Here is a 24,558-nt window from a genome sequence, read left to right as displayed (position 1 = left end):
CCGTGCCGTTGGCGTGGGGCGGCGGTCGTGCCGTTGGAGGAGGGTGCAGATGGCGGACGTGGACAGCCCGTGGCTGGTGGTGGGTCTCGGTAATCCGGGTGCGGAGTACGCGGGTAATCGGCACAACGTCGGTTTCATGGTGGCGGATCTGTTGGCGGAGCGGATGGGGGGCCGTTTCAAGGCGCACAAGGCGCGGGCTCAGGTGGTGGAGGGCCGGTTGGGTGCGCCGGGGTTGTCGAGCCGCCGTGTGGTGGTGGCGAAGCCGTTGTCGTTCATGAATCTGTCGGGTGGGCCGACGACCGCGTTGCGGGATTTCTTCAAGGTGCCGGTGGCGCATGTGGTGGCGATTCATGATGAGTTGGACATTGATTACGGTGCGCTGCGGCTGAAGCTGGGCGGGGGTGACAACGGTCACAACGGTTTGAAGTCGATCACGAAGTCGTTGGGTGCGGAGTATCACCGGGTGCGGTTCGGGATCGGGCGTCCGCCGGGTCGTATGCCGGTGGCGGATTTCGTGCTGAAGGACTTTTCGTCGGCGGAGCGGCGGGAGTTGGACTATTTCGTGGATCGTGCTGCGGATGCGGTGGAGACGTTGATCGTGGACGGTCTGGAGCGGGCGCAGGGTACGTACAACTCGTGACCGAGTGCCTGAAGGGGACGGGTCGGGGCAGGGGCTGACGAACTGTTTCCGGAGGTTGACCGGGTGCTGGTGGATGGCCAAGGATCGCGGCCATGCCCAAGAGCAGTACGCGCACCCGTTCGGTCAGACGCAGTCGTTGGCGGCGGCTCGGTGAGAGCTCCTACGGGGTGCTGTTGGTCGCCCGGACGGGGTTGATGGGGCTGCTGGCGTTGCTGTTGCTGGTGGCGGGGGTGTGGACGTCGTGGGACACGGCGCGGTACGCGATGCTGGTCAAGGGGCGGGAGCGCGGCATGCTGACGGTGTCGGCGTGTGCGGGTGAGCGGTGTTCGGGTCCGTTCGTGCCGTTGGCGGGGACGGGTCGGCCGCGGCCTCGGGTGTCGGTCGCGCAGGCGGTGGCGCCGGAGAAGGGTGAGCGGGTCGAGGTGGTGCTGAAGCCGGGGACGTCGCGTGCGGTGCGGACGGGGCCGGCGGGGGTGCTGCATGCGTGGGTGCCGCTTGCGGGGGCGTTGTTGCTGGCGGCGCTGGTGGTGGCCGGGGGGATGCGGTTGCGGCGTACGGCGTGGGTGATGGGGTTGTTGGGGGCGGCGTTGCTGGGGGCGGCGTTCGCGGCGATGTAGTGCGCGGGAAGTGATACGGCGGCGGCCGGCTCCTTCGGGGAAGGGGCCGGCCGCCGCCGTTTGTGTGGGGTGTGGCGGGTCAGCCGGTGTTGCGGAGGCCGGCGGCGACGCCGTTGACGGTGAGGAGGAGGGCGCGGGCGAGGACGGGGTCGGGCTCCTCGCCGCGTTCGGCGGCGGTGCGCTGGCGGTGGAGGAGGGAGACCTGGAGGTAGGAGATCGGGTCGAGGTAGGCGTCGCGGATGTGGAAGGTCTGCTTGAGGACGGGGCTGGCGTCGAGCAGTTCCTTTTCGCCGGTGATGCGGAGGACTTCGGCGACGGTGAGTTCGTGTTCGGCCTTGATGACGTCGAAGACGTGCTTCAGTTCGTCGGGCACGAGGGTGTCGACGTAGTGCTGGGCGATCCGCAGGTCTGTCTTGGCCAGCGTCATTTCGACGTTGGACAGGAAGTTGCGGAAGAAGTGCCAGTGCTCGTGCATTTCGTCGAGGACGGTGTCGAGGCCGGCTTCGCGGGCGGCCTTGAGGCCGGTGCCGACGCCGTACCAGCCGGGGACGATCTGCCGGGACTGGGTCCAGCCGAAGACCCACGGGATGGCGCGGAGGCCGTCGAGGCCGGCGCCGGAGTCGGGGCGGCGGGAGGGCCGGGAGCCGAGGTGCAGTTCGGCGAGCTGGTCGACGGGGGTGGAGGCGAAGAAGTAGGCCGGGAGGTCGGGGTCCTCGACGAGGCGGCGGTAGGCGCCGTGGGCGGCTTCGGAGACGGTTTCCATGGCCGCGTCCCAGCGGGCGAGGGCCTCGTCGGACTGGCGCGGTGCGGTGTGCAGGGCGGAGGCCTGGAGGGTGGCCGCGACGGTCAGTTCGAGGTTTTCCCGGGCGAGGGACGGGATGAGGTACTTGTCGGAGATGACCTCGCCCTGTTCGGTGACCTTGATCTCGCCTTCGAGGGTGCCGTAGGGCTGGGCGAGGATCGCGTCGTGGGAGGGGCCGCCGCCGCGGCCGACGGTGCCGCCGCGGCCGTGGAAGAGGCGAAGGCGGACGCCGTGCCGGTGGGCGACGTCGCGGAGGAGTCGCTGGGCGCGGTGGATCTCCCACTGGGAGGTGGTGATGCCGCCGAACTTGGAGGAGTCGGAGTAACCGAGCATGACCTCCTGGACGTCGCCGCGGAGGGCGACCAGGCGCCGGTAGGAGGGGTCGGCGAGCATTTCGTCGAGGAGCTGGTCGGCGATCTTGAGCTCGTCGGTGGTTTCGAGGAGCGGGACGATGCCGATCTTGGCCCAGCCGGCGTGCAGGTCGATGAGGCCGGCCTCGCGGGCGAGGACGGCGGCGGCGAAGACGTCGTCGGAGCCCTGGCACATGGAGATGATGTAGGACTCGATGACCTCGGGGCCGAAGGTGTCCTTGGCCTTGAGGATGGTGCGGAAGACGCCGAGGGTCTTGGCGCCGGCTTCGTCGAGGGGCGCCGGGGTGGGGGCGAGCGGCCGCCGGGAGCGGAGTTCCTTGGCGAGGAGCTTGCGGCGGTAGTCGCGCGGCATGTCGGCGTAGCGCCAGGATTCCTCGCCGAGGCGGTCGAAGAGCTGGCCGAGGGTGTGGTGGTGGGCGTCGGCGTGCTCGCGGACGTCCATGGTGGCGAGCTGGAGGCCGAAGGCGCCGATGGTGCGGATGGTGCGTTCGAGGTGGCCGTCGGCGACCAGGCCGCCGCGGTGTTCGCGCAGGGAGCTCTGCAGGAGCGTGAGGTCGTCGAGGAGCTCGGGGGTGCCGAGGTAGTCGCGGCCGGGGACGTGCGGGGTGTCGCCAGCGAGCCGCTCGCGGGTGTTGATGAGCTTCTGGCGGATGCAGGTGGCCTTGAGGCGGTAGGGCTCTTCGGCGTTGAGGCGCTTGTAGCGGGGGCTGATCTCGGGGAGGACGTCGAGGTCGCGCTGGAGGGATTCCAGCAGTTCGTCGGTGGCGCCGCAGTTGCGGATGGAGTTGGACAGGGCGCCGCGCAGCTCGTCGACGTGTTCGAGGGCGTCGGTGATGCCGTGCTCGTGCTGGAGGATCAGTACGTCCCAGGTGACCTGGGGGGTGACGTTGGGGTTGCCGTCGCGGTCGCCGCCGATCCAGGTGCCGAAGGTGAGCGGGCGGGTGCCGGGGGGCAGCGGGGAGCCGGCGCGTTCGAGCTCGGCGGCGAGGTCTTCGAGGACGTCGCCGACGGCGCCGCGGGCGAGCTCGTCGAGGTAGTAGATGGCGTTGCGGGCCTCGTCGGTGGGCTCGGGGCGGGCGACGCGGAGTTCGTCGGTCTGCCAGATGAGGTCGATGCTCTCGGCGAGGCGGAGGTCGGTGCGGCGCCGTTCGGTGGCGTCGGTCCGGTCGAGCAGCTCGGCGACCTTGCGGAGCTTGGTGAGGACGGAGCGGCGGGCGGCCTCGGTGGGGTGGGCGGTGAAGACGGGGCGTACGCCGAGGTGGCGGGCGGTGGCCCGGAGGTGCTCGGGGTCGGCGTCCTTCAGCATGTCGGCGGTGCGGGCGAGGATGCTGCCCTCTGCGGCGCGCTTGGCGCGCAGCTCGCGGCCGCGGTGGACCTGCTCGGTGACGTTGGCGAGGTGGAAGTAGGTGGAGAAGGCGCGGACGAGCTTGGCGGCGGTGGCCAGGTCGGTGTCGCCGAGGAGGCGGGCGGCGGCCTCGCCGTCGGAGCGGGTCAGGGCGCGTACCCGCTCGACGAGGTCGAGGAGCTCGGGGCCTTCCTGCCGGACGAGGGTCTCGCCGAGGAGGTCGCCGAGGCGTCGGATGTCGGCGCGCAGGGCGACGCCGGCGGCCTCGGTGGGCTCGGTGGTCGCGGTCTCGACGGGGGTGTTGTCGGCACTGCTCACTGGTGCTGCTCCTTGCGGCGATCAGGGGCGTCGCTCCGCGGCTCGCGGGGAGGTGGTGGGGGCGACGCGTGGGCAGGTCTGATGCGGGCGGGTTGCGGACCGCGCTGTCCGACGTCCCCAGGATAGGACTGCCCACTGTCGGCGGATCACACCGTCCGATGGGTGGGCATCCATGGCGGGAGGTGGTGTGGGGCCTGTCACAGCCTTGCCCGTGGCGGTGTCGCTGCCATACTTACGAGACCGTAGGTTACGGTCCCGTAGGCCGTAGCCGTGCCCCCGAGCCCCCGACGAGGGACACCATGAGCACAGGTCCTGAAGCCGTAGAAGATCCGCCACTTTCCGCCGGTTCGCCCGGGCGGCCCGGTGGGCCGATGCCGTCCGCGACGCTGGGTGGCGAGCAGCGCCGGTCACTGGAACAGATCACGCTGCTGCTGTTCATCACCGTCCCGTTCGTGGCGCTGGTGGCCTCGGTGCCGCTGGCCTGGGGCTGGGGGGTGAGCTGGCTGGATCTGGCGTTGATGACGGCGATGTATTTCATCGGGTGCCATGGCATCACGATCGGTTACCACCGTTATTTCACGCATGGAGCTTTCAAGGCGAAGCGTCCGTTGCGGATCGCGCTGGCGATCATGGGGTCGCTGGCGGTGGAGGGCCCGCTGGTCCGCTGGGTGGCGGATCACCGCAAGCACCACAAGTTCTCCGACGCGGAGGGTGATCCGCACTCTCCGTGGCGGTTCGGTGAGACGGTGCCGGCGCTGATGAAGGGCCTGTGGTGGGCGCACATCGGCTGGATGTTCGACGAGGAGCAGACGCCACAGCACAAGTACGCGCCGGATCTGATCAAGGACGACGCGGTCCGGGCGGTCTCGCGGCAGTTCGTGCTGTGGACGACGGTGTCGCTGCTGATCCCGCCGCTGGTGGGCGGGCTGGTGACGTGGTCGTGGCAGGGTGCGGCCACCGCGTTCTTCTGGGGTTCGCTGGTCCGGGTGGCGCTGCTGCATCACGTGACGTGGTCGATCAACTCCATCTGCCACGCGGTCGGCAAGCGCCCGTTCAAGTCCCGCGACCGCTCCGGCAACGTGTGGTGGCTGGCGGTGCTGTCCTGCGGGGAGTCCTGGCACAACCTGCACCATGCGGATCCGACGTGCGCCCGGCACGGCGTGCTGAAGGGGCAGCTGGATTCCAGTGCCCGGCTGATCCGCTGGTTCGAGAAGGCGGGCTGGGTGTACGACGTGCGCTGGCCGAACGCGTCGCGCATCGAGGCCCGGCGCAAGGAGACCGCTGCTGTGGGGTAGCCCACGGCGGTGACGGGGGAAGGCATCATTGACGGGTGGCGATCGACGACAGCAGCAGTACGAGCAGCAGCAAGAGCAAGTCTTCCGCCGTCGCGGGGACGCGGCGGGCGCGCAGGGTCCGGATGACCGGGGCGGAGCGCCGTGAGCAGCTGCTGGACATCGGTCGCACGCTCTTCGCCGAGCGCGGCTTCGAGGGCACGTCGGTGGAGGAGATCGCCGCGAAGGCGGGGGTCTCCAAGCCGGTGGTGTACGAGCACTTCGGCGGCAAGGAGGGGCTGTACGCGGTGGTGGTGGACCGCGAGATGCGTCAGCTGCTGGACATGGTGACCGGCGCGCTGACCGCCGGCCATCCCCGGGAGCTCCTCGAACAGGCCGCGTTCGCGCTGCTCGACTACATCGAGAGGTACACCGACGGGTTCCGCATCCTGGTCCGGGACTCGCCCGTCGCCCAGTCGACGGGCACCTTCGCGTCGCTGATCAGCGATATCGCCACACAGGTGGAGGACATCCTCGGCCTGGAGTTCAAGGCCCGCGGTTTCGACCCGAAGCTGGCCCCGCTCTACGCCCAGGCCCTGGTCGGCATGGTGGCCCTGACCGGCCAGTGGTGGCTCGACGTCCGCAAGCCGAAGAAGGCCGAGGTCGCCGCCCATCTGGTCAACCTGGCCTGGCACGGCCTGGACGGCCTGGAGCAGAAGCCGCGGCTGATCGGGCACCGGAAGAACTGACCCTCGCCGATGGCCCTCGCCCGGCGGGATCGGCGCCCTACGGGCCCGAGGCCCGTCGCCTGCGCCTCGGCGGCTACCGGGTCCGCTACGTGATCGACGGCGGCGTGATCCGCGTTCTGGTCGCCGGCCCGGGCCGTACCCCCTGAGCCGTGCCGGCCTCGAACCAGCGGGCTTGCCGTGCCTCCCCAGGCTGGCGGGCGAGCTGGTGTGTCCGAGGCCGGTAGGCACGGGCCCGGGTCAGGCCGCTGGCTTCCGGGCCACCGCAAAGATGCGGCGGAAGGGGAAGACGGTGCCGTGGGGGCCGGTGGGGTAGGCCTTGCGGAGGGCGTCGCGGTATTCGGCGAGGAATGCCTCGCGCGCCCCGGGGTCGTCTTCCAGGGCGGTCAGGACGGGGCGCAGGGCGGTGCCCTTGACCCAGTCGAGGACCGGGTCCTCGCCCTGCAGGAGCTGGACGTAGGTGGTTTCCCAGACGTCGGCGCTGCAGCCGAGGTCGGTGAGGCGTTCCAGGTAGGCGGCGGGTTCGAGGATGTGGATGAAGCGCCGGCCGTGGGTGGGGAGGCGTTCGCGCCACTGGGGGGCGTCGCACAGCTCGCCCAGGAGGGCGTGGCTGGGCGAGGTGAAGTTGCCGGGGACCTGGAAGGCGAGGGTGCCGCCGGGGGTGAGGGCGTCTATCCAGCGCGGCAGGGATTCGGGGTGGTTGGGAACCCATTGCAGTGCCGCGTTGGAAACGATCAGGTCGAAGGGCTCGTCGGGGGTCCAGTCGGCGGCGTCGGCGGGGGCGAAGTCGAGGTGGCCGCCGCCCGGGGTGGGTCCGGCGTGGGTCTCGGCCTCCTTGAGCATCTCGGGGGAGTTGTCGTATCCGGTGATGTGCGCGTCGGGCCAGCGGAGGGTGAGCTGGGTGGTGACGTTGCCTGGGCCGCAGCCGAGGTCGGCGATGCGGGCGGGGAGGTCCCGGCGGGGCAGTTCCGGTATCCGGGCGAGCAGGTCGAGGAAGGGGCGGGTGCGGTGCCCGGAGTGGCGGAGGTACTGCTGCGGATCCCAGGTCGGTGCGTCGTGCATGTTCATAACCCTTTCGTCGTGCAGGGCTGGCACAGGGCTGGCGAACGGTCGGATGGCGCAGGTCCGGTTCGGGCCGTGGCGGCCGGAAACCGAGCCTCCGCCGACGATGCCCCATAGTCCAGCGAAATATATCTCGACGTCAAGAGACTTCATGTCGACAGACCCTCTACACTGATCGTCATGGAGGACGAGGTCGACCGACTGGTCGCAGCATGGCGCCGGGAGCGCCCGGACCTCGACGTGGAACCGCTTGAGGTCCTCAGCCGCGTCTCCAGGCTGGCCAGACACCTCGACCGGGCCCGCCGCATCGCGTTCGCCGAGGTGGGCCTGGAGCCCTGGGAGTTCGACGTCCTGACGGCGCTGCGCCGGGCCGGGGCGCCGTATCAGCTCTCCCCCGGAGCGCTGCTGACGCAGACGCTGGTCACCTCGGGGACGATGACCAACCGCATCGACCGGCTCGCCAAGAAGAACCTCGTCGAGCGGCTGCCCGACCCCAGCGACCGGCGCGGAGTGCTGGTCAGGCTGACTCCGGAGGGCCGCGACAAGGCCGACCAGTCGCTGGCCGGACTGCTGGTGCAGGAACGCGCCATCCTGGCCGAACTCTCCCGTCAGCAGCGCGGCGAACTGGCCGGGCTGCTACGGAAGCTGACCGGGCCGTTCGACAACACCCCGGGATAGGCGGTCGCCGACGCCCCGGCGAGCCGCCCGCCTTCGGTATTTGGGGGCGCGTAAACCCGCATTGTGCGCCCCCTAATTCAGCATGCGCCCCCTCCGCACCCCGTCCCCTTGCCCGCAGCTCCCGTTGTGCACTTGGATCGCGCCATGAGCCAGCAGCGCGCACCGCACCGGCCCGGCGGCCCGTACGGCAGGCGGTTCGAGGGCCGTACGGTCGTGGTGTCCGGGGCCGCCGCCGGCATCGGGGCGGCCACCGCCGACCGGCTGGCCGCCGAGGGCGCCGGCGTACTGCTGCTCGACATCGACGACGCCCGCGGCGAGCACCTCGCCCGGCGGATCCGCGCGGCCGGCGGCCGGGCCTCGTTCGAGCACGGCGACGTGGCGGGCGAGGCCGACTGGCAGCGGGCCGTCGAGGCCGCGCGGCGCCGCTACGGCCCGGTGGACGGGCTGGTCAGCAACGCCTACCTGCCGTACGTGGCGCCGGCCGACCGCACCCCGCTCGCCGACTGGGAGCGGCAGCTCGCGGTGAACCTGACCGGCTCGTTCCTCGGCGTGCGCGCCGCCCTCGCGGACCTGCGGGAGCGGCACGGCGCGGTGGTGCTGACCTCGTCCGTGCACGCCCTGGTGGGACTGCCGGGCCGGCCCGCCTACGCGGCGGCGAAGGCCGGGCTGACCGGACTGGGCCGCCAACTGGCCGTCGAATACGGGCCGGAGGTACGGGTCAACTGCGTGCTGCCGGGCCCCGTCCTGACCGCGGCCTGGGACGGGATCGGCGAGGAGGAACGGCAGGCCGCCGCCGCGGAGACGGCCGCACGGCGCCTGGGGCGGCCCGAGGAGATCGCCGCCGCGATCACCTTCCTGCTCTCCCCCGAGGCGTCGTTCGTCACCGGCGCGAGCCTCGTCGTGGACGGCGGCTGGAGCGTGTACAAGAACTCGTCCTGACCGGGACATCGGTCCCGGGCGCCCGCGGGCCGCGGACCGGCCCGACCGAGCCTCGACCCGTAGGGGGAGCGATGGGCATCCATTTCGGCGGCGACTACAACCCCGAGCAGTGGCCCGAGGAGGTGTGGGCCGAGGACCTGGAGCTGATGAAGGCGGCCCACGTCACCATGGTCACCGCCGGGATCTTCTCCTGGGCGAAGGTCGAACCCCGGCCAGGGCAATGGGACTTCGGGTGGTTCGACCGGGTCATGGACGGGCTGGCGGGCGCAGGCATCGCCGTCTGCCTGGCGACGATGACCGCCTCACCACCCCCCTGGCTGTCCCGCGCGCACCCCGAGATCCTGCCCGAGGGCCCGGACGGGCAGCGCCGCTGGCCCGGCGGCCGGCAGCACTACTGCCCCTCCAGCCCCGTCTACCGCGCGCACGCCGTACGCCTCGTCGAACAGCTCGCCACCCGCTACGCGGACCATCCGGCGCTGGCCATGTGGCACGTCGGCAACGAGTACGGCTGCCACACCCGGCAGTGCTTCTGCGACGTGTCGGCCGCGGACTTCCGGCGCTGGCTGCGTACCCGCTACGACGGCATCGACGCGCTCAACGCGGCCTGGTCGACGGCCTTCTGGTCGCAGGGCTACTCCGACTTCGACGAGGTACTGCCCCCGCGCACCGCGCCCACCTTCCCCAATCCCGCCCAGCAGCTGGACTACCTGCGGTTCGGCGACGAGGCGCTGCGCGCCTGCTATATGGCCGAAAAGGCGGTCCTGAACCGGCTGACCCCGACGATTCCCGTCACCACCAACCTGATGCCCCAGCACAAACCGGTGGACGCGTTCGCCTGGGCGCCCCATATGGACGCGATGGCGCTGGACTTCTACCAGGACCCGTACGCCGCCGACGACCACGTCCGGGCCGGCTACGTCTTCGACCTGATGCGGTCGGCGCGGTCCGGGCAGCCCTGGCTGCTGCTGGAGCAGGCACCGAGCGCGGTCAACTGGCGGCCCCGCAACGGCCCGAAGCCGCCCGGTGCGATGCGGCTGTGGAGCTGGCAGGCCGTCGCCCAGGGCGCGGACGCGGTGCTGTTCTTCCAGTGGCGGCAGTCGCTCGGCGGCGCCGAGAAGTTCCACTCCGCGATGGTCCCGCACGGCGGGACCGGCACCCGGATCTTCCGCGAGATCACCGCACTCGGACGGGAACTGGCGGCCGTCCCCGGCATCGAGGGGACCCGCTCCCGGGCCGAGGTGGCGCTGCTGGCGGACTGGCACAGCTGGTGGGCGCTGGAGCTGGACTCCAAACCGTCCACCGCGCTGGACCACTCCCGGATCGCCCTGGACCACTACCGGCCGCTGTTCGAGGCCGGCGTGGCCTGCGACGTCATCCCACCGCAACGCGACCTGACCGGCTACCGCCTGGTCGTCGTCCCCAACCTCTACCTGCTGACCGAACAGGACGCGGAGCGGCTGGCCGACTACGTGCGCGACGGCGGGCGGCTGCTGGTCTCGTTCTTCTCCGGCATCGTCGACGCGCACGACCGCGTCCACCCGGGCGGGTACCCCGGGCCGCTACGGGAGCTGCTGGGCCTGCGTGTGGAGGAGTTCTGGCCCTTGGACACGGGCCGCACCGTGGGTGTCGGCGACGGCGCGTACACCGGCCGCGCGGACCTGTGGTCGGAGTCCGTCGACCTCGAAGGAGCACAAGCCCTGGCCCGCTTCACCGACGGCGACCTCGCCGGACGCCCCGCCGTCACCCGCCACGCCCACGGCCGGGGCACGGCGTGGTACGTCGCGACCCGCCTCGACCCCGCGCTGCTGAGGGCCGTGCTCGACGACGTACGGGCGGAGGCAGGCGTCGCCCCCGTCCTGCCGGGCCTCCCGCCCGCCGTCCAGGCCACCGTCCGGGAGGGCACCGACGTGCGCTACCTCTTCCTCCTCAACCACGGCGCGGAGGCCGCGGACGTTGCCCTTCCGCGGCCGCACCGGGACGCGCTGGCCCGCCCGGACGGGGCGCCGGCCGGACCCGTGGAGCGGATCACGCTGCCGCCGCGCGGCGTCGCGGTGCTGGTGGGTGTCTGAGCCCCCACGTACGTGGCCTTCCGCCGCGGGTGACGACGTACGCGGCGCCGCGAGGCGCGCAACGGCGAGAAGCCGCGCGGCGCCGCGGACGGCTACCCGCGGGAGCGCCGCACAGCGCAACGGCGAGCAACGACCACGGCGCCGCAGCCGGGTACGTGCGGCGCATCGCCTACGGCACCGCCGTGACCGGTTCCAGTTCTACCGGCCCCACCCCCGCCCGGCGCGCCAGCGCCACCGCGGCGAGGGTCGAGTGGACCCCCAGCTTGCCGAGCACGTTCTGCATGTGGGTGCGGACCGTGTGCGGGGAGAGGAACAGCCGCTCGGCGACGGCCTTGCGGCCCAGGCCGGCCACCATGCAGCGGAGCACCTCGCGTTCGCGCGGGGTGAGCGACTCGACCAGCCGCTCGCTCTCCGAACGGTGCTTGCGGGCGGCCGTCAGCTCGCGCAGGACACCGGTCAGCAGCGCCGGCGGCAGATGCGTTTCGTCACGCAGTACGCCGCGGATCACGGCGAGCAGCCGGGACAGCGAGCAGTCCTTGGCGACCCAGCCGGACGCTCCGGCCTGCAGGGCGGCGGCCGCCCGGCGCGGGTCGTCGCGGTCGGCGACGACGACCGTGCGCAGGTACGGGTGGCTGGTGCGCAGGCCGGAGACCAGCGCTATGCCGTCCCGCGGGCAGCTGCGCGGGACGGTCGGCTCACGGGCCGCGCCTTGTGCCGGGACCGCGAGCAGCGGTGCGGCCAGGTCGGCGTCGGCGAGCAGCACGTCGAAGCGGCGGCCGTCGGTGACCGCCCGGTCGAGGTTGCGCAGGGCGGCCGGGGCGCTGCCCGCGGCCGCGACGTCCACGTCCTGCTCCGCGGCGAGCGCGGCTGCCAGGGATTCGGCGAAGATGCGGTGGTCGTCGACCACCAGAACCCGGATGCGTTGCACAGAGACCCCCTGTCTCGGTGAACGGACCATAGCGGGCACGACGCCCGGATTGAAGATCGCCTCAGCCGCCCGGCCGCCGCCGTGCCGACATGACTACCCCACCCCGGGCGCCGTACCCGAACGGTCTCGCCCCCTGATCAGCACCGGCCCCCACCGGTGCAGGATCTCAGGGTACGGACGGGCCGCGGCGAGGGAAGGTGAATGGCCAAACTGCTGTCTCGGGCCGTCCTTTTGGTGACGTCCCGGTGGCCGCGCGCTGCCGGTCGCGCCCTACTGGAGACGGTGTGCTCCGGCGCTGGGCACGGCTTCGAAGATCCGCGGTTCGGGGTGCCCGGCGGCCGCGAAGGCCGCGGTGACGGCCGTGCCGACCCCGTGGGCGGCCGGTTCCTCGACGAGGACGATCGCCGAGCCGCCGAAGCCGCCGCCGGTCATCCGGGCCCCGAGGGCGCCGGCGGCGAGGGCGGTGTCGACGGCGAGGTCGAGTTCCGGACAGGAGATCTTGAAGTCGTCGCGGAGCGAGGCGTGGCCGGCGGTCAGCAGCGGGCCGATGGCGCGGGTGCGGCCGGCGTCCAGGCAGGCGATGACCTCTTCGACCCGCTGGTTCTCGGTGACGATGTGGCGGACCAGGGCCTGCGTGCCGGGGTCGTCGGCGAGCTGCGCGAGGGCCTCGGGGAGGTGCGCGGCGCTCACATCGCGCAGGGCCTGTACACCGAGCGCCCGCGCACCGCGCTCGCAGCCGGCGCGCCGCTCCGCGTACGCGCCGTCCCCCAGTTCGTGCTTCACCCGGGTGTCGACCACCAGCAGCCGCAGCCCCTCCCCCGCGAGGTCGAACGGCACCTGGCGGTGGGTCAGGTCGCGGGTGTCGAGGAACAGGGCGTGGCCTTCGGTGCAGCAGGCCGCGGCGGTCTGGTCCATGATCCCGCAGGGCACGCCGACGAAGGCGTTCTCGGCCCGCTGGGCGATCCGGGCCAGCTGCTGCGGCGGGAGGCCGAGGGCGTAGAGGTCGTTGAGGGCGAGCGCGGTGGCGACCTCCAAGGCGGCGGAGGAGGACAGTCCGGCGCCGGTGGGCACCGTGCTGTCGTAGTGCAGGTCGGCGCCGCCGACGGGCAGTCCGGCCTCCCGCATCGCCCAGACGATGCCGGCCGGGTAGGCGGCCCAGCTTCCCTGGGCGGTGGGGCGCAGGTCGTCGATGCGGAGTTCGACGATGCCGCCGTCGGCGCCGCCGGAGTGCAGCCGCAACACCCCGTCGGTGCGGGGTGCTGCGGCGGCGAGGGTGGTGTGCGGGAGTGCCAGTGGCATCACGAAACCGTCGTTGTAGTCGGTGTGTTCACCGATCAGGTTGACCCGGCCGGGCGCCGCCCAGATTCCCGTGGGGGCGGCGCCGTACACCGCGGTGAATTGGTCCGCGGTGTGCCGGGCGCCGTGCGGGCGCCCGGTGGTGGTCGGGGTGGCGGCTCGGTGACCTGCCATCGGGACTCCTTCGTCCGGTGCGGCTAGCTGGTGTGGTCGAGGCTCTGCGCGAACGCCCAGGCGTCGGCGACGATGCCCGCGAGGTCGGCGCGGCGGGGCTGCCAGCCGAGGCGGTCGGCGGCGGTCCTGGCGGAGGCCACCAGGACGGCCGGGTCGCCGCCACGGCGCGGGGCGGTGATCTCGGGGATGGGGTGGCCGGTGACCTTGCGCACGGTCTCGATGACCTCGCGGACGGAGAAGCCGTTGCCGTTGCCGAGGTTGCAGATCAGGTGCTCGCCGGCGGTGGCGGCGTCCAGGGCGAGGAGGTGGGCCTCGGCCAGGTCGGCGACGTGGATGTAGTCGCGGACGCAGGTGCCGTCGGGGGTGGGGTAGTCGTCGCCGTAGACGGAGATCGCCTCGCGCCGGCCCTGGGCGACCTGGAGGACGAGCGGGATGAGGTGCGACTCGGGGTCGTGGCGCTCGCCGCAGCTGCCGTAGGCGCCGGCGACGTTGAAGTAGCGCAGCGAGACCGCGGCCAGGCCGTGGGCGGTGGCCTCGCCGCTGATCATGTGGTCGACGGCGAGCTTGCTGGCGCCGTAGGGGGACGTGGGGGCGGTCGGGTCGGTCTCGGTGATGGGGGTGTTCACCGGCTCGCCGTAGGTGGCGGCGGTGGAGGAGAAGACCAGCTTGCGCACACCGGCCGTGCGCATCGCCGCCAGCAGGGCCATGGTGCCGCCGACGTTGTTGTCCCAGTACTTCTCGGGCTTGACGACGGACTCGCCGACCTGGGAGAACGCGGCGAAGTGGAGGACCGCGTCGTAGGAGGAGTCCAGCCACTTGGCCGCGTCGCGGATGTCGCCCTCGATGAAGTCGGCGCCCGCGGGGACGCCGGCCCGGAAGCCGGTGGAGAGGTTGTCGAGCACGGTCACGGTGTGGCCGGCCTCCAGCAGGTGCTGGGCCACCACACTTCCGACATAACCCGCCCCGCCCGTCACCAGGTACTTGCTCATGGCTTGCTCGCTACCTCTCGCAGTCGCTCGGCCGCGGCTTCCGGCGGCACGTCGTTGATGAACACGTTCATGCCGGATTCGGAACCCGCGAGGAACTTCAGCTTGCCGGAAGTCCGGCGAATGGTGAAAAGCTCAAGGTGGAGGGCGAAGTCCGCGCGCTGTGCGGGGCTGTGCGGGGCCTGGTGCCAGGCGGCGATGTAGGGGGTCGGCGGGGCGCCGGCGCCGGTGTCGAAGATCCGGTCGAAGCGCCGCAGGAGTTCCAGGTAGAGCCGGGGGAATTCGGCGCGGGCGGCGTCGTCGAGGGCGAGCAGGTCGGGGACCCGGCGCTTGGGGTAGAGGTGCACCTCGTAGGGCCAGTGGGCGGCGTACGGGACGAACGCCAGCCAGTGGTCGCCGTCGAGGACGATGCGGCGGCCGTCGGCCCGTTCGTCGTCGAGGACGTCGTCGAAGAGGTTGCGTCCGGTGGCCTCGCGGTGGGCGGTGAGCGAGCGCAGCATCCGTTCGGTGCGCGGGGTGACGAAGGGGTAGGCGTAGATCTGGCCGTGCGGGTGGCCGAGGGTGACGCCGATCTCCGCGCCGCGGTTCTCGAAGCAGAAGACCTGCTCCACGCCGGGGAGTTGGGAGAGTTCGGCGGTGCGGTCGGTCCAGGCGGCGAGGACCAGGGCGGCCTGGTCCTCGGTGAGGTCGGCGAACGAGGCGTCGTGGTCGGGGGTGAAGCAGACGACCTCGCAGCGGCCGCGGTCCCCGGCGAGGGAGGGGAAGCGGTTCTCGAAGACGGCGACGTCGTAGTCGGCGGCGGGGATCTCGGAGTGCCGGCCTTCGCGTGAGGGGCACAGCGGGCATTCGTCGGCCGGCGGGTGGTAGGTGCGGGCCTGGCGGTGGGAGGCGATGGCGACGTGGTCGCCGAGGAGGCGGTCGGCGCGGATCTCGGCGGCGGTGGCGACCGGGTCGAGGGGGCGTCGGTCGAGGGTGTCGCGTACGGCGTCGTCGCGCGAGTCGTAGTAGATCAGCTCCCGGCCGTCCGCGAGCCGCGTCGTCGTCTTCTTCACCCGGGGGCTCCTCACCTCACCGACCAAACACAAACAAACACAATGAAGCACAAGTAAACAGCGGCGTCAACGCCGAAGCGAGCCACCACGGAAGCCTGCAGTGGCAGCAGAAGCGGGGCATATGCCCCCTCCTCATCACGATCCAACAACTGAAACAAACAAAAGTGTTCAGTTTCTGACCGCCCGAGCGTAGCTTTCTGTGCGTTCCGACCGCCCGCACCCGCCGCACGCAAAGAAGCGAGCTACGACATGATCAATCTGGCCGAAGGGCTACGGCTGCCCACCAACGGGCTCGACTACACGATCCTGGCCCTCTACTTCGTCGTCGTCCTCGGTATCGGCTTCGCGGCCAAGCGCAGCGTGAGGACGAGCCTGGACTTCTTCCTCTCCGGGCGGTCCCTGCCTGCCTGGGTCACCGGTCTGGCCTTCGTCGCCGCCAACCTCGGCGCCACCGAGATCCTCGGGATGGCCGCCAACGGCGCGCAGTACGGCGCCTACACCGTCCACTGGTACTGGATCGGCGCCATCCCGGCGATGGTCTTCCTGGGCCTGGTGATGATGCCGTTCTACTACGGCTCCAAGGTCCGCTCGGTGCCGGAGTTCCTGCTGCACCGCTTCGGCCCGTCCTCGCACCTGCTGTCGTCGGTCATCTTCGCGGTCTCGTCCGTGCTCATCGCGGGCGTCAACCTCTACGCGATGGCGATCGTGCTGCAGGCGCTGCTCGGCTGGCCGCAGTGGGTGGCGATCGTCGTCGCCGGCTTCTTCGTGCTGGCGTACATCACCATCGGCGGGCTGTCCTCGGCGATCTACAACGAGGTGCTGCAGTTCTTCGTCATCCTCGCCGCGCTGATCCCGCTGACCGTCGTCGGCCTCAAGCGCGTCGGCGGCTGGCACGGCCTGACCGACTCACTGACCTCCTCGCACGGTGACGCGTTCCTGACCGCCTGGAAGGGCACCGGCATCGGCGAGGGCAACCCGCTGGGCGCCAACTGGCTGACCATCGTCCTCGGCCTCGGCTTCGTGATGAGCTTCGGCTACTGGACCACCAACTTCGCCGAGGTGCAGCGCGCGCTGTCCGCGAAGAACCTCTCGGCCGCCAAGCGCACCCCGCTGATCGCCGCCTTCCCGAAGATCTTCATACCCATGGTCGTCGTCGTGCCCGGCCTGATCGCGCTGGTCATGGAGCCGACGCTGGGCAAGAGCAAGGACGGGCTGCAGTACAACGACGCGATCCCGGTCCTGATGCGCGACCTGCTCCCCAACGGCGTCCTCGGCATCGCCGTCACCGGTCTGCTCGCCGCCTTCATGGCCGGCATGGCGGCCAACGTGTCGTCCTTCAACACGGTCTTCACCAACGACATCTGGGCCGCGTACCTGAAGAAGGGCCGGGAGGACGCGTACTACCTCCGGACCGGACGCGTGGTCACCGCGGTCGGCGTGCTGATCGGCATGGGCACCGCCTTCATCGCCTCGTCCTTCAGCAACATCATGAACTACCTCCAGACGCTGTTCTCCTTCTTCAACGTCCCGCTGTTCGTGGTGTTCATCATCGGCATGTTCTGGAAGCGGACCAGCGCCGCCGCCGGCTTCTGGGGACTGCTCTCCGGCACCGCCGCCGCCATGGTCAACTACTTCTGGTTCTACAAGCAGGGCATCATCACGATCCCCTCCGACCAGGGCGCCAACTTCGTCTCGTCGATCGTCGCGTTCGTCGTCGGCGCGCTGGTGATGGTCGTGGTCACGATGGTCACCAAGCCCAAGCCCGCCGAGTCCCTGGCCGGACTGGTCTACGGCACCCGGTCCCCCGGCATGGAAGAGCTGCCCGCCGAGGGCGACGACGCCTGGTACCGCAGGCCGGCCCTGCTGGGCTGGGGGGCGCTCGTCCTGGCCGCCGTCTGCTACGTCCCGTTCTCCTTCTGAACACCGGCCCCGAACAGCGGAGTTGACCCACCATGAGTGACCACCAGCACGAGGTCGAGGAGCTGGAGCGCGCATCGGCGACCGCCGCGCGGCTCTTCGACGTACGGCGCATCATCGGCGGCCTGTTCGTCGTCTACGGCGTGATCGTCACGATCGCCGGAATCACCGCCTCCGACGCGGACCTCAAGAAGGCCCAGGACATCAACATCAACCTCTGGACGGGCCTGGGCATGCTCGCCCTCGGCGTGTTCTTCCTGGTCTGGCTGAAACTGCGGCCGACCGTGCCGCCCACGGCCGAGGAACTCCGGGCCGCGGCCGCCGACGGGCCCGCCGAGGGCTGACCCGGGCGGATCGGCTGCCCCGGAGGACCGGGCTCAGACCGGCGGCGGGGACGGTTCGTCCGTCCCCGCCGCCGTCCCCGTCCCCGCCGTCGTCCGGGCCGCGCGTCCGCGGCCCGCCCGGTCCAGCAGCCCGGTACGCGCCGCCAGCGCGGCCGCCTCCAGCCGGGAGCCGACCTCCAGCTTCATCAGCACCCGCTGGACGTGGGTGCGCGCGGTGCTCGGCGCGATGTCCATCCCCGCCGCGATCAGCCGGGTGTCCTCACCGTCGGCGACCCGCATCAGGACCTCGACCTCGCGCGGGGTGAGCAGTTCCAGCAGCCGCGCACCCTCGTCGTCCGGCTGCGCCGCCGGGTGCAGCAGCTCCTCGAACGCCTGCTGGAGCAGCTGCGGCGACACCGCCGACTCCCCCGCCCGGGCCTTCATCATGGCGCGCTCGACGCCCTCGATCCGCTCGTCGTTGCGGACGTACCCGGACGCCCCGGCCGCGAAGGCCGCGGCGATCCCGCGCGGGCTGGGCACCGGGCCCAGCACCACCACCGCCACCTGCGGCCGCTCCTTCTTGATCCGTACGACCGGGTCGAAGGTGCCCGGCTGGGCGGGTGCCGCGGTCCCCAGCAGGCACACCTCGGGCGCCCGGCTCACCACCAGCTCCGCGGCCCCCGCACTCGGCGCGGCGGCCGCCAGCACCCGGTGCCCGCGCAGCTTCAGCGCCGAGGCGAGCGCCTCCGCGAGCAGCCGGTGATCGTCGACCACCATGAGCCGCACGCCCATAGAGCAACCCCCTCCCTCCGCCCGGCCCCGGCGCGCACCGGCCGGGCCGTTCGTCCCCGGGAAGCTACACGCTCGATTGCCGACGCGCGCCCCCTACCGGGCAGAAGCCCCCCGGAATGCTGGAATCCCGGCCATTCGGGGCCGATTGCCGCCTGAACGAGACACTCCGCCCGGGCCCCGGCGTGCGCGAGCGACGCCTCCGGGGCGGTGTCGGTGCCGTGTGCCACAGTTGACGTCAGCAGGCGGGGGACGGGGCGACCGGCTCCATGCGGTGCACACGGCACGCGGTTCGATGCCGGGGTGGGGCGAAACGTGAGCGAAGGAAAGTCATGAGTACACCGCAGCAGCCGCACAACGGCTTCGGGGGCGCGCCGGGTTACGGATATCCGCAGCAGGTACCGGGCGGCCAGGTACCGGGCGGTCAGATACCGCCGCCCCCGGGGCCGTACGCGCCGCAGGGGCCCTACGACGCCCCCGCACAGGGCCCGTACGGAGCGCCGCCGCAGCCTCCTTACGGGGTGCCGCCGCAGGGCTACCCCGGTTACGGCGGGCCCGGAATGGTGCCGCCGCCGGCCCCGCCCCGCAACAAGAGCGGAAAGGTGTGGGGAATCATCGGCGCGATCGTCGGTGTGCTGGTGGTCGGGAGCATCGCGTCGACCGTGGCGCTCCGCGGGGGCGGCTCGGGCGGTTCCGGCGGCCCGAAGTACCGGATCACGGTGCCGCAGACGCTGGCGGGCGGGGAGTACAAGCTCGCCAAGGACATCTCCCAGCAGGCCGACAGCGCGGTGCCGCACGACGGGGCCAACGAACACGGCCTACGGACGGTCGGCGGGCAGTACACCAGCGGGACCAAGTCGATGGTGATGCTGGGGATGTACGGCTCCATAGACGACCCGGAGACGAGCGTCGAGCACGCCATCCAGGGGATGACGCGCGACGGGAAGACGGTCGTCGCGGTGCCGGAGAAGAAGTTCACGCCGAGCGGCGGCGGGGCCCCGCTGACTTGTGGCGTGGACGTGCGCACGGAGATGGGGCAGAAGGTCACGCTGACCTTCTGCATAGGGGCCGACTCCAGCGCGTCCGTGAACGTCGCCCAGACCGACGCCGCGGAGCTGTCCAAGGACCCGCAGTCCGTCGACCTCCAGGCGTTCGCGGACAAGGCGGGCAAGATCCGCAACGAGGTCCGCAAGCCGCTGGGCTGAGGGCCCGGTGCGGTGGGCCGTCGGCCCACCGCAGCTGCCCGCCCCTACGCCTCCTCCGCCAGCTCCAGCCAGCGCATCTCCAACTCGTCCCGCTCGGAGGTCAGTTCGCGGAGCTGGGCGTCGAGACCGGCGACCTTCTCGAAGTCGGTGGCGTGCTCGGCGATCTGGGCGTGCAGCTTCGCCTCCTTGTCGCCGATCTTGTCCAGCTGGCGCTCGATCTTCTGGAGTTCCTTCTGAGCCGCGCGGTTGACCGCGGCGGCCTTCTTCGGCGCCGCGGCCGGCTGCGCGGGGGCCGGGGTGGCGGCCTCGATGACCTTCCGGCGGCGCTCCAGGTACTCGTCCAGGCCGCGCGGCAGCATCCGCAGCGTGGCGTCGCCCAGCAGCGCGAACACCCGGTCGGTGGTGCGCTCGACGAAGTAGCGGTCGTGGCTGATGACGATCAGCGAGCCGGGCCAGCCGTCGAGCAGGTCCTCCAGCTGCGTCAGCGTCTCGATATCCAGGTCGTTGGTGGGCTCGTCGAGGAAGAGGACGTTGGGCTCGTCCATCAGCAGCCGAAGGATCTGTAGCCGGCGCCGCTCACCGCCGGAGAGGTCGCCGACCGGCGTCCACTGCTTCTCCTTGGTGAAGCCGAACTTCTCGCACAGCTGGCCGGCGGTCATCTCCCGGCCCTTGCCCAGGTCGACGCGTTCCCGGACCCGCTGGACGGCCTCCAGCACCCGCCAGTCCGGGTCGAGTTCGGCGACCTCCTGCGAGAGGTAGGCCAGTTTCACGGTCTTGCCGACGGCGATCCGGCCGCCGGCCGGCTGCGCCTCGCCCGACGTACGGGCCGCCTCGGCCAGCGCCCGCAGCAGCGAGGTCTTGCCCGCGCCGTTGACGCCGACCAGGCCGATCCGGTCGCCGGGGCCCAGCTGCCAGGTCAGATGCTTGAGCAGCACCTTCGGGCCGGCCTGGACGGTCACATCCTCCAGGTCGAAGACGGTCTTGCCCAGCCGGGAGTTGGCGAACTTCATCAGCTCGGCGCTGTCCCGCGGCGGCGGCACGTCCGCGATCAGCTCGTTGGCCGCCTCGATGCGGAACCGCGGCTTGCTGGTCCGGGCCGGGGCGCCGCGGCGCAGCCACGCCAGCTCCTTGCGCATCAGGTTCTGCCGCTTGGCCTCTTCGCTGGCCGCGATCCGCTCCCGTTCGGCGCGGGCGAAGACGTAGTCGCTGTAGCCGCCCTCGTACTCGTGCACCGCGCCCCGCTGGACGTCCCACATCCGGGTGCAGACCTGGTCGAGGAACCAGCGGTCGTGGGTGACGACGACCAGCGCCGAGCGCCGGGCCCGGAGGTGCTGGGCCAGCCAGGAGATGCCCTCGACGTCGAGGTGGTTGGTGGGCTCGTCGAGGACGATCAGGTCCTGCTCGGCGATCAGCAGCTTGGCGAGCGCGATCCGGCGCCGCTCGCCGCCGGACAGCGGCCCGATGACGGTGTCCAGGCCGTGGGTGAAGCCGGGCAGGTGCAGATCGCCGAAGAGACCGGTCAGCACGTCGCGGATCTTGGCGTTGCCGGCCCATTCGTGGTCGGCGAGGTCGCCGATCACCTCGTGCCGGATGGTGGCGGCCGGGTCGAGCGAGTCGTGCTGGGTGAGCACACCCAGCCGCAGCCCGCCGGCGTGCGTGACCCGGCCGTCGTCGGCGCCCTCCAGCTTGGCGAGGAGCCGGATCAGGGTCGTCTTGCCGTCGCCGTTGCGCCCGACGACGCCGATCCGGTCCCCCTCGTTGACGCCGAGGGAAACGCCGTCGAGCAGGGCACGGGTCCCGTAGACCTTGCCGACGGCTTCCAGATTGACGAGGTTGACGGCCATCTCACTCCTGCGCTTCGGGTCGATCGACCTTCCCAGCGTAGTCGGCGTCCGGATGCACCCGGACAGGGAAAGCGGCGCAGGGGCCGCGGCCGGGTTGGATAGCGTGATCACCATGACTTCCGGGAATTCCGAGGCACCTGGCGCGGGCACGGCCGTGGAGACCGAACGCGGGCTGGTCTACGGCCCGGACGGCAAGCAGCTGGATCTCTACCGTCCGGCGGGGGCGGCCGGACCGCTGCCGACCGTGCTGCTGTGGCACGGCATCGGCCCGGACGAGCGGGACGTCCTGGCGCCCCTGGCCCGCACCGCCGCGGCCCGCGGGCTTCTGGTCCTGGTCCCGGACTGGCGGTCGGACGCGGCGGACGGCGGCCGGTCGCAGCTGCTCGCGTCGCTGGCCTTCACCCGTAAGGAAGCGGCCGGGCTGGGCGGCGACGGGGAGTCGGTGGTGCTGGCCGGCTGGTCCGCGGGGGCCGGGGCGGCGCTGGGTGTGGCGCTGCGGCCCGAGCTGTCGGACGGGTGGCGGCCGGCCGCGGTGGCCGGGATCGCCGGCCGGTACGACCTGCCGGCACGCACCACCGGCACGGCCCCGCTCGCCGATCTCGCCGATCTCACCGAGGGCCGGGACCCGGCCGTCCCGGTGCATCTCGTGCACGGCAGCCGCGACACGATCGTGGCGCCCTCGTACTCCCGCGACCTGGCGGACGCGCTGCGCACCGCGGGGCGTCCGGTGACGCTGGAGGAGCCGGCGACCGACCACGCGGGTGTGATCATGACCGAGTACGACCCGGCGACCGACCGCTGCGTCCCGACCGGCGCCGGGCCCGCGGTGGCAGCGGGAGAACTGGTGGCGGGAGTACTGGCAGCAGCCGGGGGCGACGCGCACCGGAGCGGTCACTCTTCGTGATGGCGTGATCGGGATTCGCCGTTACCGCGACCGGATCAAGGTCGACAAGCCCTACGCCGTCGACTTCGATCTGACCGCGATCGATGAGCTGTAACAAGCCCTCAGGTCACCCTCGCCCGCCCCCGCCGGACGACCATGCATTGAGCCTCCGCACGGACTCCGCCAACTCCCGCCGTCTGGCGTCGTGATCCGCAGGGCCCTGCCCCGCCTCCGCCCCCCACGCGTACGGCCGGACGAGCTGGCTGCCCTCGCCGCACAGCGGGAGCAGGCCGGGCGGCACTCGGGCAGCCCGGACGAGGCGGCGCCGGCCGCCGGGTTCCGCGTGCGTCACAGGGCGGCCGCCTTCCGCAGAACGCCGGCGAGCTTGCGGGCCGTGGCCGCGTTGCAGTTACCGAGGGCGACGAGCGGGACGCCGTAGCCGCCCGCGAAGCCGGGCAGATCGACGCCGAGCGAGGGCAGCGTGATGCCGTTGTCCTTGAGCGCGGTACGCAGTTCCTCGGCGCTGTCGTGCACGTCGTCGGGGGTGGAGTCGTGAAGGGGCATGGAACCCTGAACCTTCCTGTACGCATGGCAACGAACCACTCACACAGTGACGTCACGCGGCGTAGCGTGAAAGGGGGTTGGGCTCCCGATCGCGGCGTCGGGAATGCACGGCGTTGAGCTGTGGAAATGCGGGGAACCGCCGGGGCTCGCCCGCAACGACTGCGCATCAGCTACACGTACGGCGGTGAACCGTGGCGCGACGTAAGGACATCGACGGCTCGGCCGGAGTCCCCACCTTCTACGGCAAGGAACTGCGCTACCAGCGGGAGCTGGCCGGGCTCACCCTCCAGCAGTTGGTCGAGGGCAGCTTCTTCGGGCAGAGCCACCTCAGCGAGATCGAACGCGGCGAACGGCGCATGCCGCCGGAGCTGGCTGAGCACGTGGACAAGGTGCTCAAGACGGACGGCTTCTTCAGCCGCTGCTGCGAGGACGTGCGGAGGGCGAAGAACAAGGGGCACGCCGACTACTACGCCGCAATCCTTGAGTTGGAGGAGCGTGCCCAAGACGTCGAGGAGTGGGCTCCTGATCTGATCCCCGGCGCCCTGCAACTTGAGCCGTACATCCGCGCGGTCATTCGCCAGGCATACCCATGCGCACCAGAGGAGCAGGTGGCGGAGAAGCTGTCCGCCCGGCAGGAGCGCGCTTGGCTGTACCAGCACCCCAAGAGCCCGGAGAACTGGCTGATCATGAGCGAGTTGGTGCTGCGGCGGCCGCTTCTCGACCCCGACGAGATGGCCGAGCAACTCGCCCACCTTCTCGACGTCTCCCGGCACCACCGCTTCATTCCACAAATCCTCCCGTGGAATGCGGGTGTCCATCCCTTCACGATGGGCATGACCAAGATCCTGAGCTTCAGCGACGCCCCGCCACTCGTGTACACGGAGGGGATGTACAGCGGACACATCATCGATGACCCTGGAATCGTACGACAGTACGCCAAGGCATACGATCGGCTCAGGGCCGCCGCCCTGTCCCCGAAGGCGTCTCTGAAGTTGATCGAGCAGGCAGCGGAGGACTACCGAAATGGCAAGCAGTCACCTGGACTTGAGCGCAGCTCACTGGCGCAAGAGCAGCCACAGCAATGGTGACGGCGGCTCCTGCGTCGAGGTCGTCGACGGCCTCCCCGGCATCGTCCCCGTCCGCGACTCCAAGGACCCGCACGGGCCAGCCATAATCTTTCCCGCCACGGCCTGGTCGTCGTTCATCGGCGCCGTCAAGGACGCTGCACTGCACGGGACTTGAGACACGTGGGCGGGCGGCGTCTGCGGGAATCGCGCCCGCCGCCGACCCGCCGACGCGTCGTGGCCCCGCAGGGGGTCAAGAAGATCGCCAAGGTCCAGGCCGGCCGAGCACGGTCTGCCGTTTTCGGGCTGGAGCCTGGCCAAGCTGGCCGACTCCTTGGTCGCCGACCCGGTGTCGCGCCTGGTGGTCAGGGAGCAGCGCGGCATGATCCGCCGCTACATCGTCTGACGGAACAAACACACCGCCGACGAACGCCTACGCAACGTGGTCGACCGGGCGAACGTCGCCTGATGCGGCACTGGAATGAGAACTGCCGTCGGCTCCTGCCATCCGGCTGAGTCAGGTATGCGCCGTCTGGGCTAGAGTACGCGGCGGTGACGCCGTTCCGGCGTTGCCCCGGACGAGAGCGTTGCCGTACCCGGCCCAGCAAAGACGGCTCGCAGCGCACCCATGCATCGCATCGATCTCGTCGAAATCGCTGGTTCCCTCCTCATCCT

At 71.3% G+C, this 24,558-nt stretch carries 22 protein-coding genes, 1 pseudogene and 1 riboswitch; of the genes and pseudogenes, 14 read left to right on the top strand and 9 right to left on the bottom strand.

Going from position 1 to position 24,558, the window contains the following annotated elements; all coding sequences use genetic code 11:
* Nucleotides 1–49: 49 nt before the first annotated feature.
* Nucleotides 50–640, top strand: coding sequence for an aminoacyl-tRNA hydrolase (gene pth, locus AB0G35_RS07135; protein WP_360945004.1), 591 nt, complete (start codon nt 50–52; stop codon nt 638–640).
* Between the two features lie 92 nt (nt 641–732).
* A complete protein-coding gene (locus AB0G35_RS07130) occupies nt 733–1,257 on the top strand; it encodes a hypothetical protein (protein ID WP_360945001.1) in 525 nt (174 codons plus the stop codon).
* Nucleotides 1,258–1,336: 79 nt separating this feature from the next.
* Here the strand turns inward: AB0G35_RS07130 and ppc are convergent, their stop codons facing one another.
* Nucleotides 1,337–4,093, bottom strand: coding sequence for a phosphoenolpyruvate carboxylase (gene ppc, locus AB0G35_RS07125; RefSeq protein WP_360944998.1), 2,757 nt, complete (start codon nt 4,091–4,093; stop codon nt 1,337–1,339).
* 299 nt (nt 4,094–4,392) lie between these two features.
* Here ppc and AB0G35_RS07120 point away from each other — a divergent pair, with 299 nt between their 5' ends.
* Both AB0G35_RS07120 and AB0G35_RS07115 read left to right on the top strand, forming a co-directional pair.
* Nucleotides 4,393–5,388: a fatty acid desaturase gene (locus AB0G35_RS07120; RefSeq protein ID WP_360944995.1), complete on the top strand. Its 996-nt coding sequence runs from the start codon at nt 4,393–4,395 to the stop codon at nt 5,386–5,388.
* 41 nt (nt 5,389–5,429) lie between these two features.
* Nucleotides 5,430–6,113 (top strand): TetR/AcrR family transcriptional regulator, encoded by a 684-nt coding sequence (locus AB0G35_RS07115; protein WP_360945332.1) that lies wholly within the window; start codon nt 5,430–5,432, stop codon nt 6,111–6,113.
* Nucleotides 6,114–6,350: 237 nt separating this feature from the next.
* Here the strand turns inward: AB0G35_RS07115 and AB0G35_RS07110 are convergent, their stop codons facing one another.
* Entirely contained in the window at nt 6,351–7,172 is an 822-nt protein-coding gene (locus AB0G35_RS07110; RefSeq protein WP_360944992.1) for a trans-aconitate 2-methyltransferase, read from the bottom strand.
* A gap of 180 nt (nt 7,173–7,352) precedes the next feature.
* Here AB0G35_RS07110 and AB0G35_RS07105 point away from each other — a divergent pair, with 180 nt between their 5' ends.
* From AB0G35_RS07105 to AB0G35_RS07095, 3 genes are all read left to right on the top strand, one after another.
* Complete coding sequence (locus AB0G35_RS07105) at nt 7,353–7,850, top strand: MarR family transcriptional regulator (RefSeq protein WP_360944989.1); 498 nt, start codon at nt 7,353–7,355, stop codon at nt 7,848–7,850.
* A gap of 144 nt (nt 7,851–7,994) precedes the next feature.
* Nucleotides 7,995–8,789 (top strand): SDR family oxidoreductase, encoded by a 795-nt coding sequence (locus AB0G35_RS07100; protein ID WP_360944986.1) that lies wholly within the window; start codon nt 7,995–7,997, stop codon nt 8,787–8,789.
* Between the two features lie 71 nt (nt 8,790–8,860).
* Nucleotides 8,861–10,858, top strand: a complete 1,998-nt coding sequence (locus AB0G35_RS07095; RefSeq protein WP_360944983.1) for a beta-galactosidase — start codon at nt 8,861–8,863, stop codon at nt 10,856–10,858.
* A gap of 169 nt (nt 10,859–11,027) precedes the next feature.
* Here the strand turns inward: AB0G35_RS07095 and AB0G35_RS07090 are convergent, their stop codons facing one another.
* The 4 genes from AB0G35_RS07090 to galT all read right to left on the bottom strand — a co-directional run bounded on the left by AB0G35_RS07090 (nt 11,028) and on the right by galT (nt 15,294).
* Nucleotides 11,028–11,786 carry a response regulator transcription factor gene (locus tag AB0G35_RS07090; protein WP_360944980.1) on the bottom strand — a complete coding sequence of 253 codons (759 nt, stop codon included), beginning with the start codon at nt 11,784–11,786 and terminating at the stop codon, nt 11,028–11,030.
* Nucleotides 11,787–12,056: 270 nt separating this feature from the next.
* Nucleotides 12,057–13,256 carry a galactokinase gene (galK, locus tag AB0G35_RS07085; protein WP_360944977.1) on the bottom strand — a complete coding sequence of 400 codons (1,200 nt, stop codon included), beginning with the start codon at nt 13,254–13,256 and terminating at the stop codon, nt 12,057–12,059.
* A 23-nt stretch (nt 13,257–13,279) separates the two neighbouring features.
* Complete coding sequence (galE, locus tag AB0G35_RS07080; RefSeq protein WP_360944974.1) at nt 13,280–14,245, bottom strand: UDP-glucose 4-epimerase GalE; 966 nt, start codon at nt 14,243–14,245, stop codon at nt 13,280–13,282.
* Nucleotides 14,242–15,294, bottom strand: coding sequence for a galactose-1-phosphate uridylyltransferase (gene galT, locus AB0G35_RS07075; RefSeq protein WP_360944971.1), 1,053 nt, complete (start codon nt 15,292–15,294; stop codon nt 14,242–14,244). Before galT ends, galE begins: the two co-directional genes overlap by 4 nt.
* Before the next feature lie 249 nt (nt 15,295–15,543).
* Between galT and AB0G35_RS07070 the strand changes: the two genes are divergently transcribed.
* Both AB0G35_RS07070 and AB0G35_RS07065 read left to right on the top strand, forming a co-directional pair.
* The gene (locus AB0G35_RS07070) at nt 15,544–17,214 is read left to right on the top strand and encodes a sodium:solute symporter family protein (RefSeq protein ID WP_360944968.1); all 1,671 of its coding nucleotides are present in this window, start codon (nt 15,544–15,546) and stop codon (nt 17,212–17,214) included.
* A gap of 32 nt (nt 17,215–17,246) precedes the next feature.
* Nucleotides 17,247–17,555 carry a hypothetical protein gene (locus tag AB0G35_RS07065; protein ID WP_360944965.1) on the top strand — a complete coding sequence of 103 codons (309 nt, stop codon included), beginning with the start codon at nt 17,247–17,249 and terminating at the stop codon, nt 17,553–17,555.
* A gap of 33 nt (nt 17,556–17,588) precedes the next feature.
* Here the strand turns inward: AB0G35_RS07065 and AB0G35_RS07060 are convergent, their stop codons facing one another.
* Nucleotides 17,589–18,326, bottom strand: coding sequence for a LuxR C-terminal-related transcriptional regulator (locus AB0G35_RS07060; protein ID WP_360944962.1), 738 nt, complete (start codon nt 18,324–18,326; stop codon nt 17,589–17,591).
* A 329-nt stretch (nt 18,327–18,655) separates the two neighbouring features.
* Here AB0G35_RS07060 and AB0G35_RS07055 point away from each other — a divergent pair, with 329 nt between their 5' ends.
* Nucleotides 18,656–19,528 (top strand): hypothetical protein, encoded by an 873-nt coding sequence (locus AB0G35_RS07055; RefSeq protein WP_360944959.1) that lies wholly within the window; start codon nt 18,656–18,658, stop codon nt 19,526–19,528.
* 44 nt (nt 19,529–19,572) lie between these two features.
* Here AB0G35_RS07055 and AB0G35_RS07050 read toward each other — a convergent pair whose 3' ends face one another.
* Nucleotides 19,573–21,372 carry an ABC-F family ATP-binding cassette domain-containing protein gene (locus AB0G35_RS07050; protein ID WP_360944956.1) on the bottom strand — a complete coding sequence of 600 codons (1,800 nt, stop codon included), beginning with the start codon at nt 21,370–21,372 and terminating at the stop codon, nt 19,573–19,575.
* A gap of 112 nt (nt 21,373–21,484) precedes the next feature.
* Between AB0G35_RS07050 and AB0G35_RS07045 the strand changes: the two genes are divergently transcribed.
* Nucleotides 21,485–22,276 (top strand): alpha/beta hydrolase, encoded by a 792-nt coding sequence (locus tag AB0G35_RS07045; protein ID WP_360944953.1) that lies wholly within the window; start codon nt 21,485–21,487, stop codon nt 22,274–22,276.
* Nucleotides 22,277–22,603: 327 nt separating this feature from the next.
* On the opposite strand, the gene AB0G35_RS07040 is transcribed toward AB0G35_RS07045, so the two are convergent.
* Complete coding sequence (locus AB0G35_RS07040; RefSeq protein WP_360944950.1) at nt 22,604–22,819, bottom strand: hypothetical protein; 216 nt, start codon at nt 22,817–22,819, stop codon at nt 22,604–22,606.
* Between the two features lie 191 nt (nt 22,820–23,010).
* On the opposite strand from AB0G35_RS07040, the gene AB0G35_RS07035 reads away from it, so the two are divergent.
* The 3 genes and pseudogenes from AB0G35_RS07035 to AB0G35_RS07025 form a co-directional block, all read left to right on the top strand.
* Nucleotides 23,011–23,907, top strand: coding sequence for a helix-turn-helix transcriptional regulator (locus AB0G35_RS07035; RefSeq protein ID WP_360944947.1), 897 nt, complete (start codon nt 23,011–23,013; stop codon nt 23,905–23,907).
* Nucleotides 23,843–24,061, top strand: coding sequence for a DUF397 domain-containing protein (locus tag AB0G35_RS07030; protein ID WP_360944944.1), 219 nt, complete (start codon nt 23,843–23,845; stop codon nt 24,059–24,061). The genes AB0G35_RS07035 and AB0G35_RS07030 overlap by 65 nt, the downstream gene beginning before the upstream one ends.
* 189 nt (nt 24,062–24,250) lie before the next feature.
* Nucleotides 24,251–24,352, top strand: a pseudogene (locus AB0G35_RS07025) (transposase); the annotation flags it as partial.
* An 81-nt stretch (nt 24,353–24,433) separates the two neighbouring features.
* A riboswitch (guanidine-III (ykkC-III) riboswitch) is annotated at nt 24,434–24,503 on the top strand.
* The last annotated feature ends 55 nt before the right edge of the window (nt 24,504–24,558 follow it).

Origin of the sequence: Streptomyces sp. NPDC021749, from assembly GCF_040640655.1 — a bacterium.
Taxonomy (GTDB): domain Bacteria; phylum Actinomycetota; class Actinomycetes; order Streptomycetales; family Streptomycetaceae; genus Streptomyces.
Note: the sequence above shows the minus strand (reverse complement) of the source record. Positions and strands in the feature narration are given on the sequence as shown.

What these genes read in the sequence shown, in the direction of transcription:
- AB0G35_RS07045 (WP_360944953.1), top strand. Translation starts at nt 21,485, where the DNA reads ATGACTTCCGGGAATTCCGAGGCACCTGGCGCGGGCACGGCCGTGGAG.
- galK (WP_360944977.1), bottom strand. Translation starts at nt 13,256, where the DNA reads ATGGCAGGTCACCGAGCCGCCACCCCGACCACCACCGGGCGCCCGCAC.
- pth (WP_360945004.1), top strand. Translation starts at nt 50, where the DNA reads ATGGCGGACGTGGACAGCCCGTGGCTGGTGGTGGGTCTCGGTAATCCG.
- AB0G35_RS07070 (WP_360944968.1), top strand. Translation starts at nt 15,544, where the DNA reads ATGATCAATCTGGCCGAAGGGCTACGGCTGCCCACCAACGGGCTCGAC.
- AB0G35_RS07040 (WP_360944950.1), bottom strand. Translation starts at nt 22,819, where the DNA reads ATGCCCCTTCACGACTCCACCCCCGACGACGTGCACGACAGCGCCGAG.
- AB0G35_RS07065 (WP_360944965.1), top strand. Translation starts at nt 17,247, where the DNA reads ATGAGTGACCACCAGCACGAGGTCGAGGAGCTGGAGCGCGCATCGGCG.
- AB0G35_RS07130 (WP_360945001.1), top strand. Translation starts at nt 733, where the DNA reads ATGCCCAAGAGCAGTACGCGCACCCGTTCGGTCAGACGCAGTCGTTGG.
- AB0G35_RS07060 (WP_360944962.1), bottom strand. Translation starts at nt 18,326, where the DNA reads ATGGGCGTGCGGCTCATGGTGGTCGACGATCACCGGCTGCTCGCGGAG.
- AB0G35_RS07055 (WP_360944959.1), top strand. Translation starts at nt 18,656, where the DNA reads ATGAGTACACCGCAGCAGCCGCACAACGGCTTCGGGGGCGCGCCGGGT.
- AB0G35_RS07105 (WP_360944989.1), top strand. Translation starts at nt 7,353, where the DNA reads ATGGAGGACGAGGTCGACCGACTGGTCGCAGCATGGCGCCGGGAGCGC.
- AB0G35_RS07095 (WP_360944983.1), top strand. Translation starts at nt 8,861, where the DNA reads ATGGGCATCCATTTCGGCGGCGACTACAACCCCGAGCAGTGGCCCGAG.
- AB0G35_RS07030 (WP_360944944.1), top strand. Translation starts at nt 23,843, where the DNA reads ATGGCAAGCAGTCACCTGGACTTGAGCGCAGCTCACTGGCGCAAGAGC.
- AB0G35_RS07100 (WP_360944986.1), top strand. Translation starts at nt 7,995, where the DNA reads ATGAGCCAGCAGCGCGCACCGCACCGGCCCGGCGGCCCGTACGGCAGG.
- galE (WP_360944974.1), bottom strand. Translation starts at nt 14,245, where the DNA reads ATGAGCAAGTACCTGGTGACGGGCGGGGCGGGTTATGTCGGAAGTGTG.
- AB0G35_RS07120 (WP_360944995.1), top strand. Translation starts at nt 4,393, where the DNA reads ATGAGCACAGGTCCTGAAGCCGTAGAAGATCCGCCACTTTCCGCCGGT.
- AB0G35_RS07110 (WP_360944992.1), bottom strand. Translation starts at nt 7,172, where the DNA reads ATGCACGACGCACCGACCTGGGATCCGCAGCAGTACCTCCGCCACTCC.
- AB0G35_RS07050 (WP_360944956.1), bottom strand. Translation starts at nt 21,372, where the DNA reads ATGGCCGTCAACCTCGTCAATCTGGAAGCCGTCGGCAAGGTCTACGGG.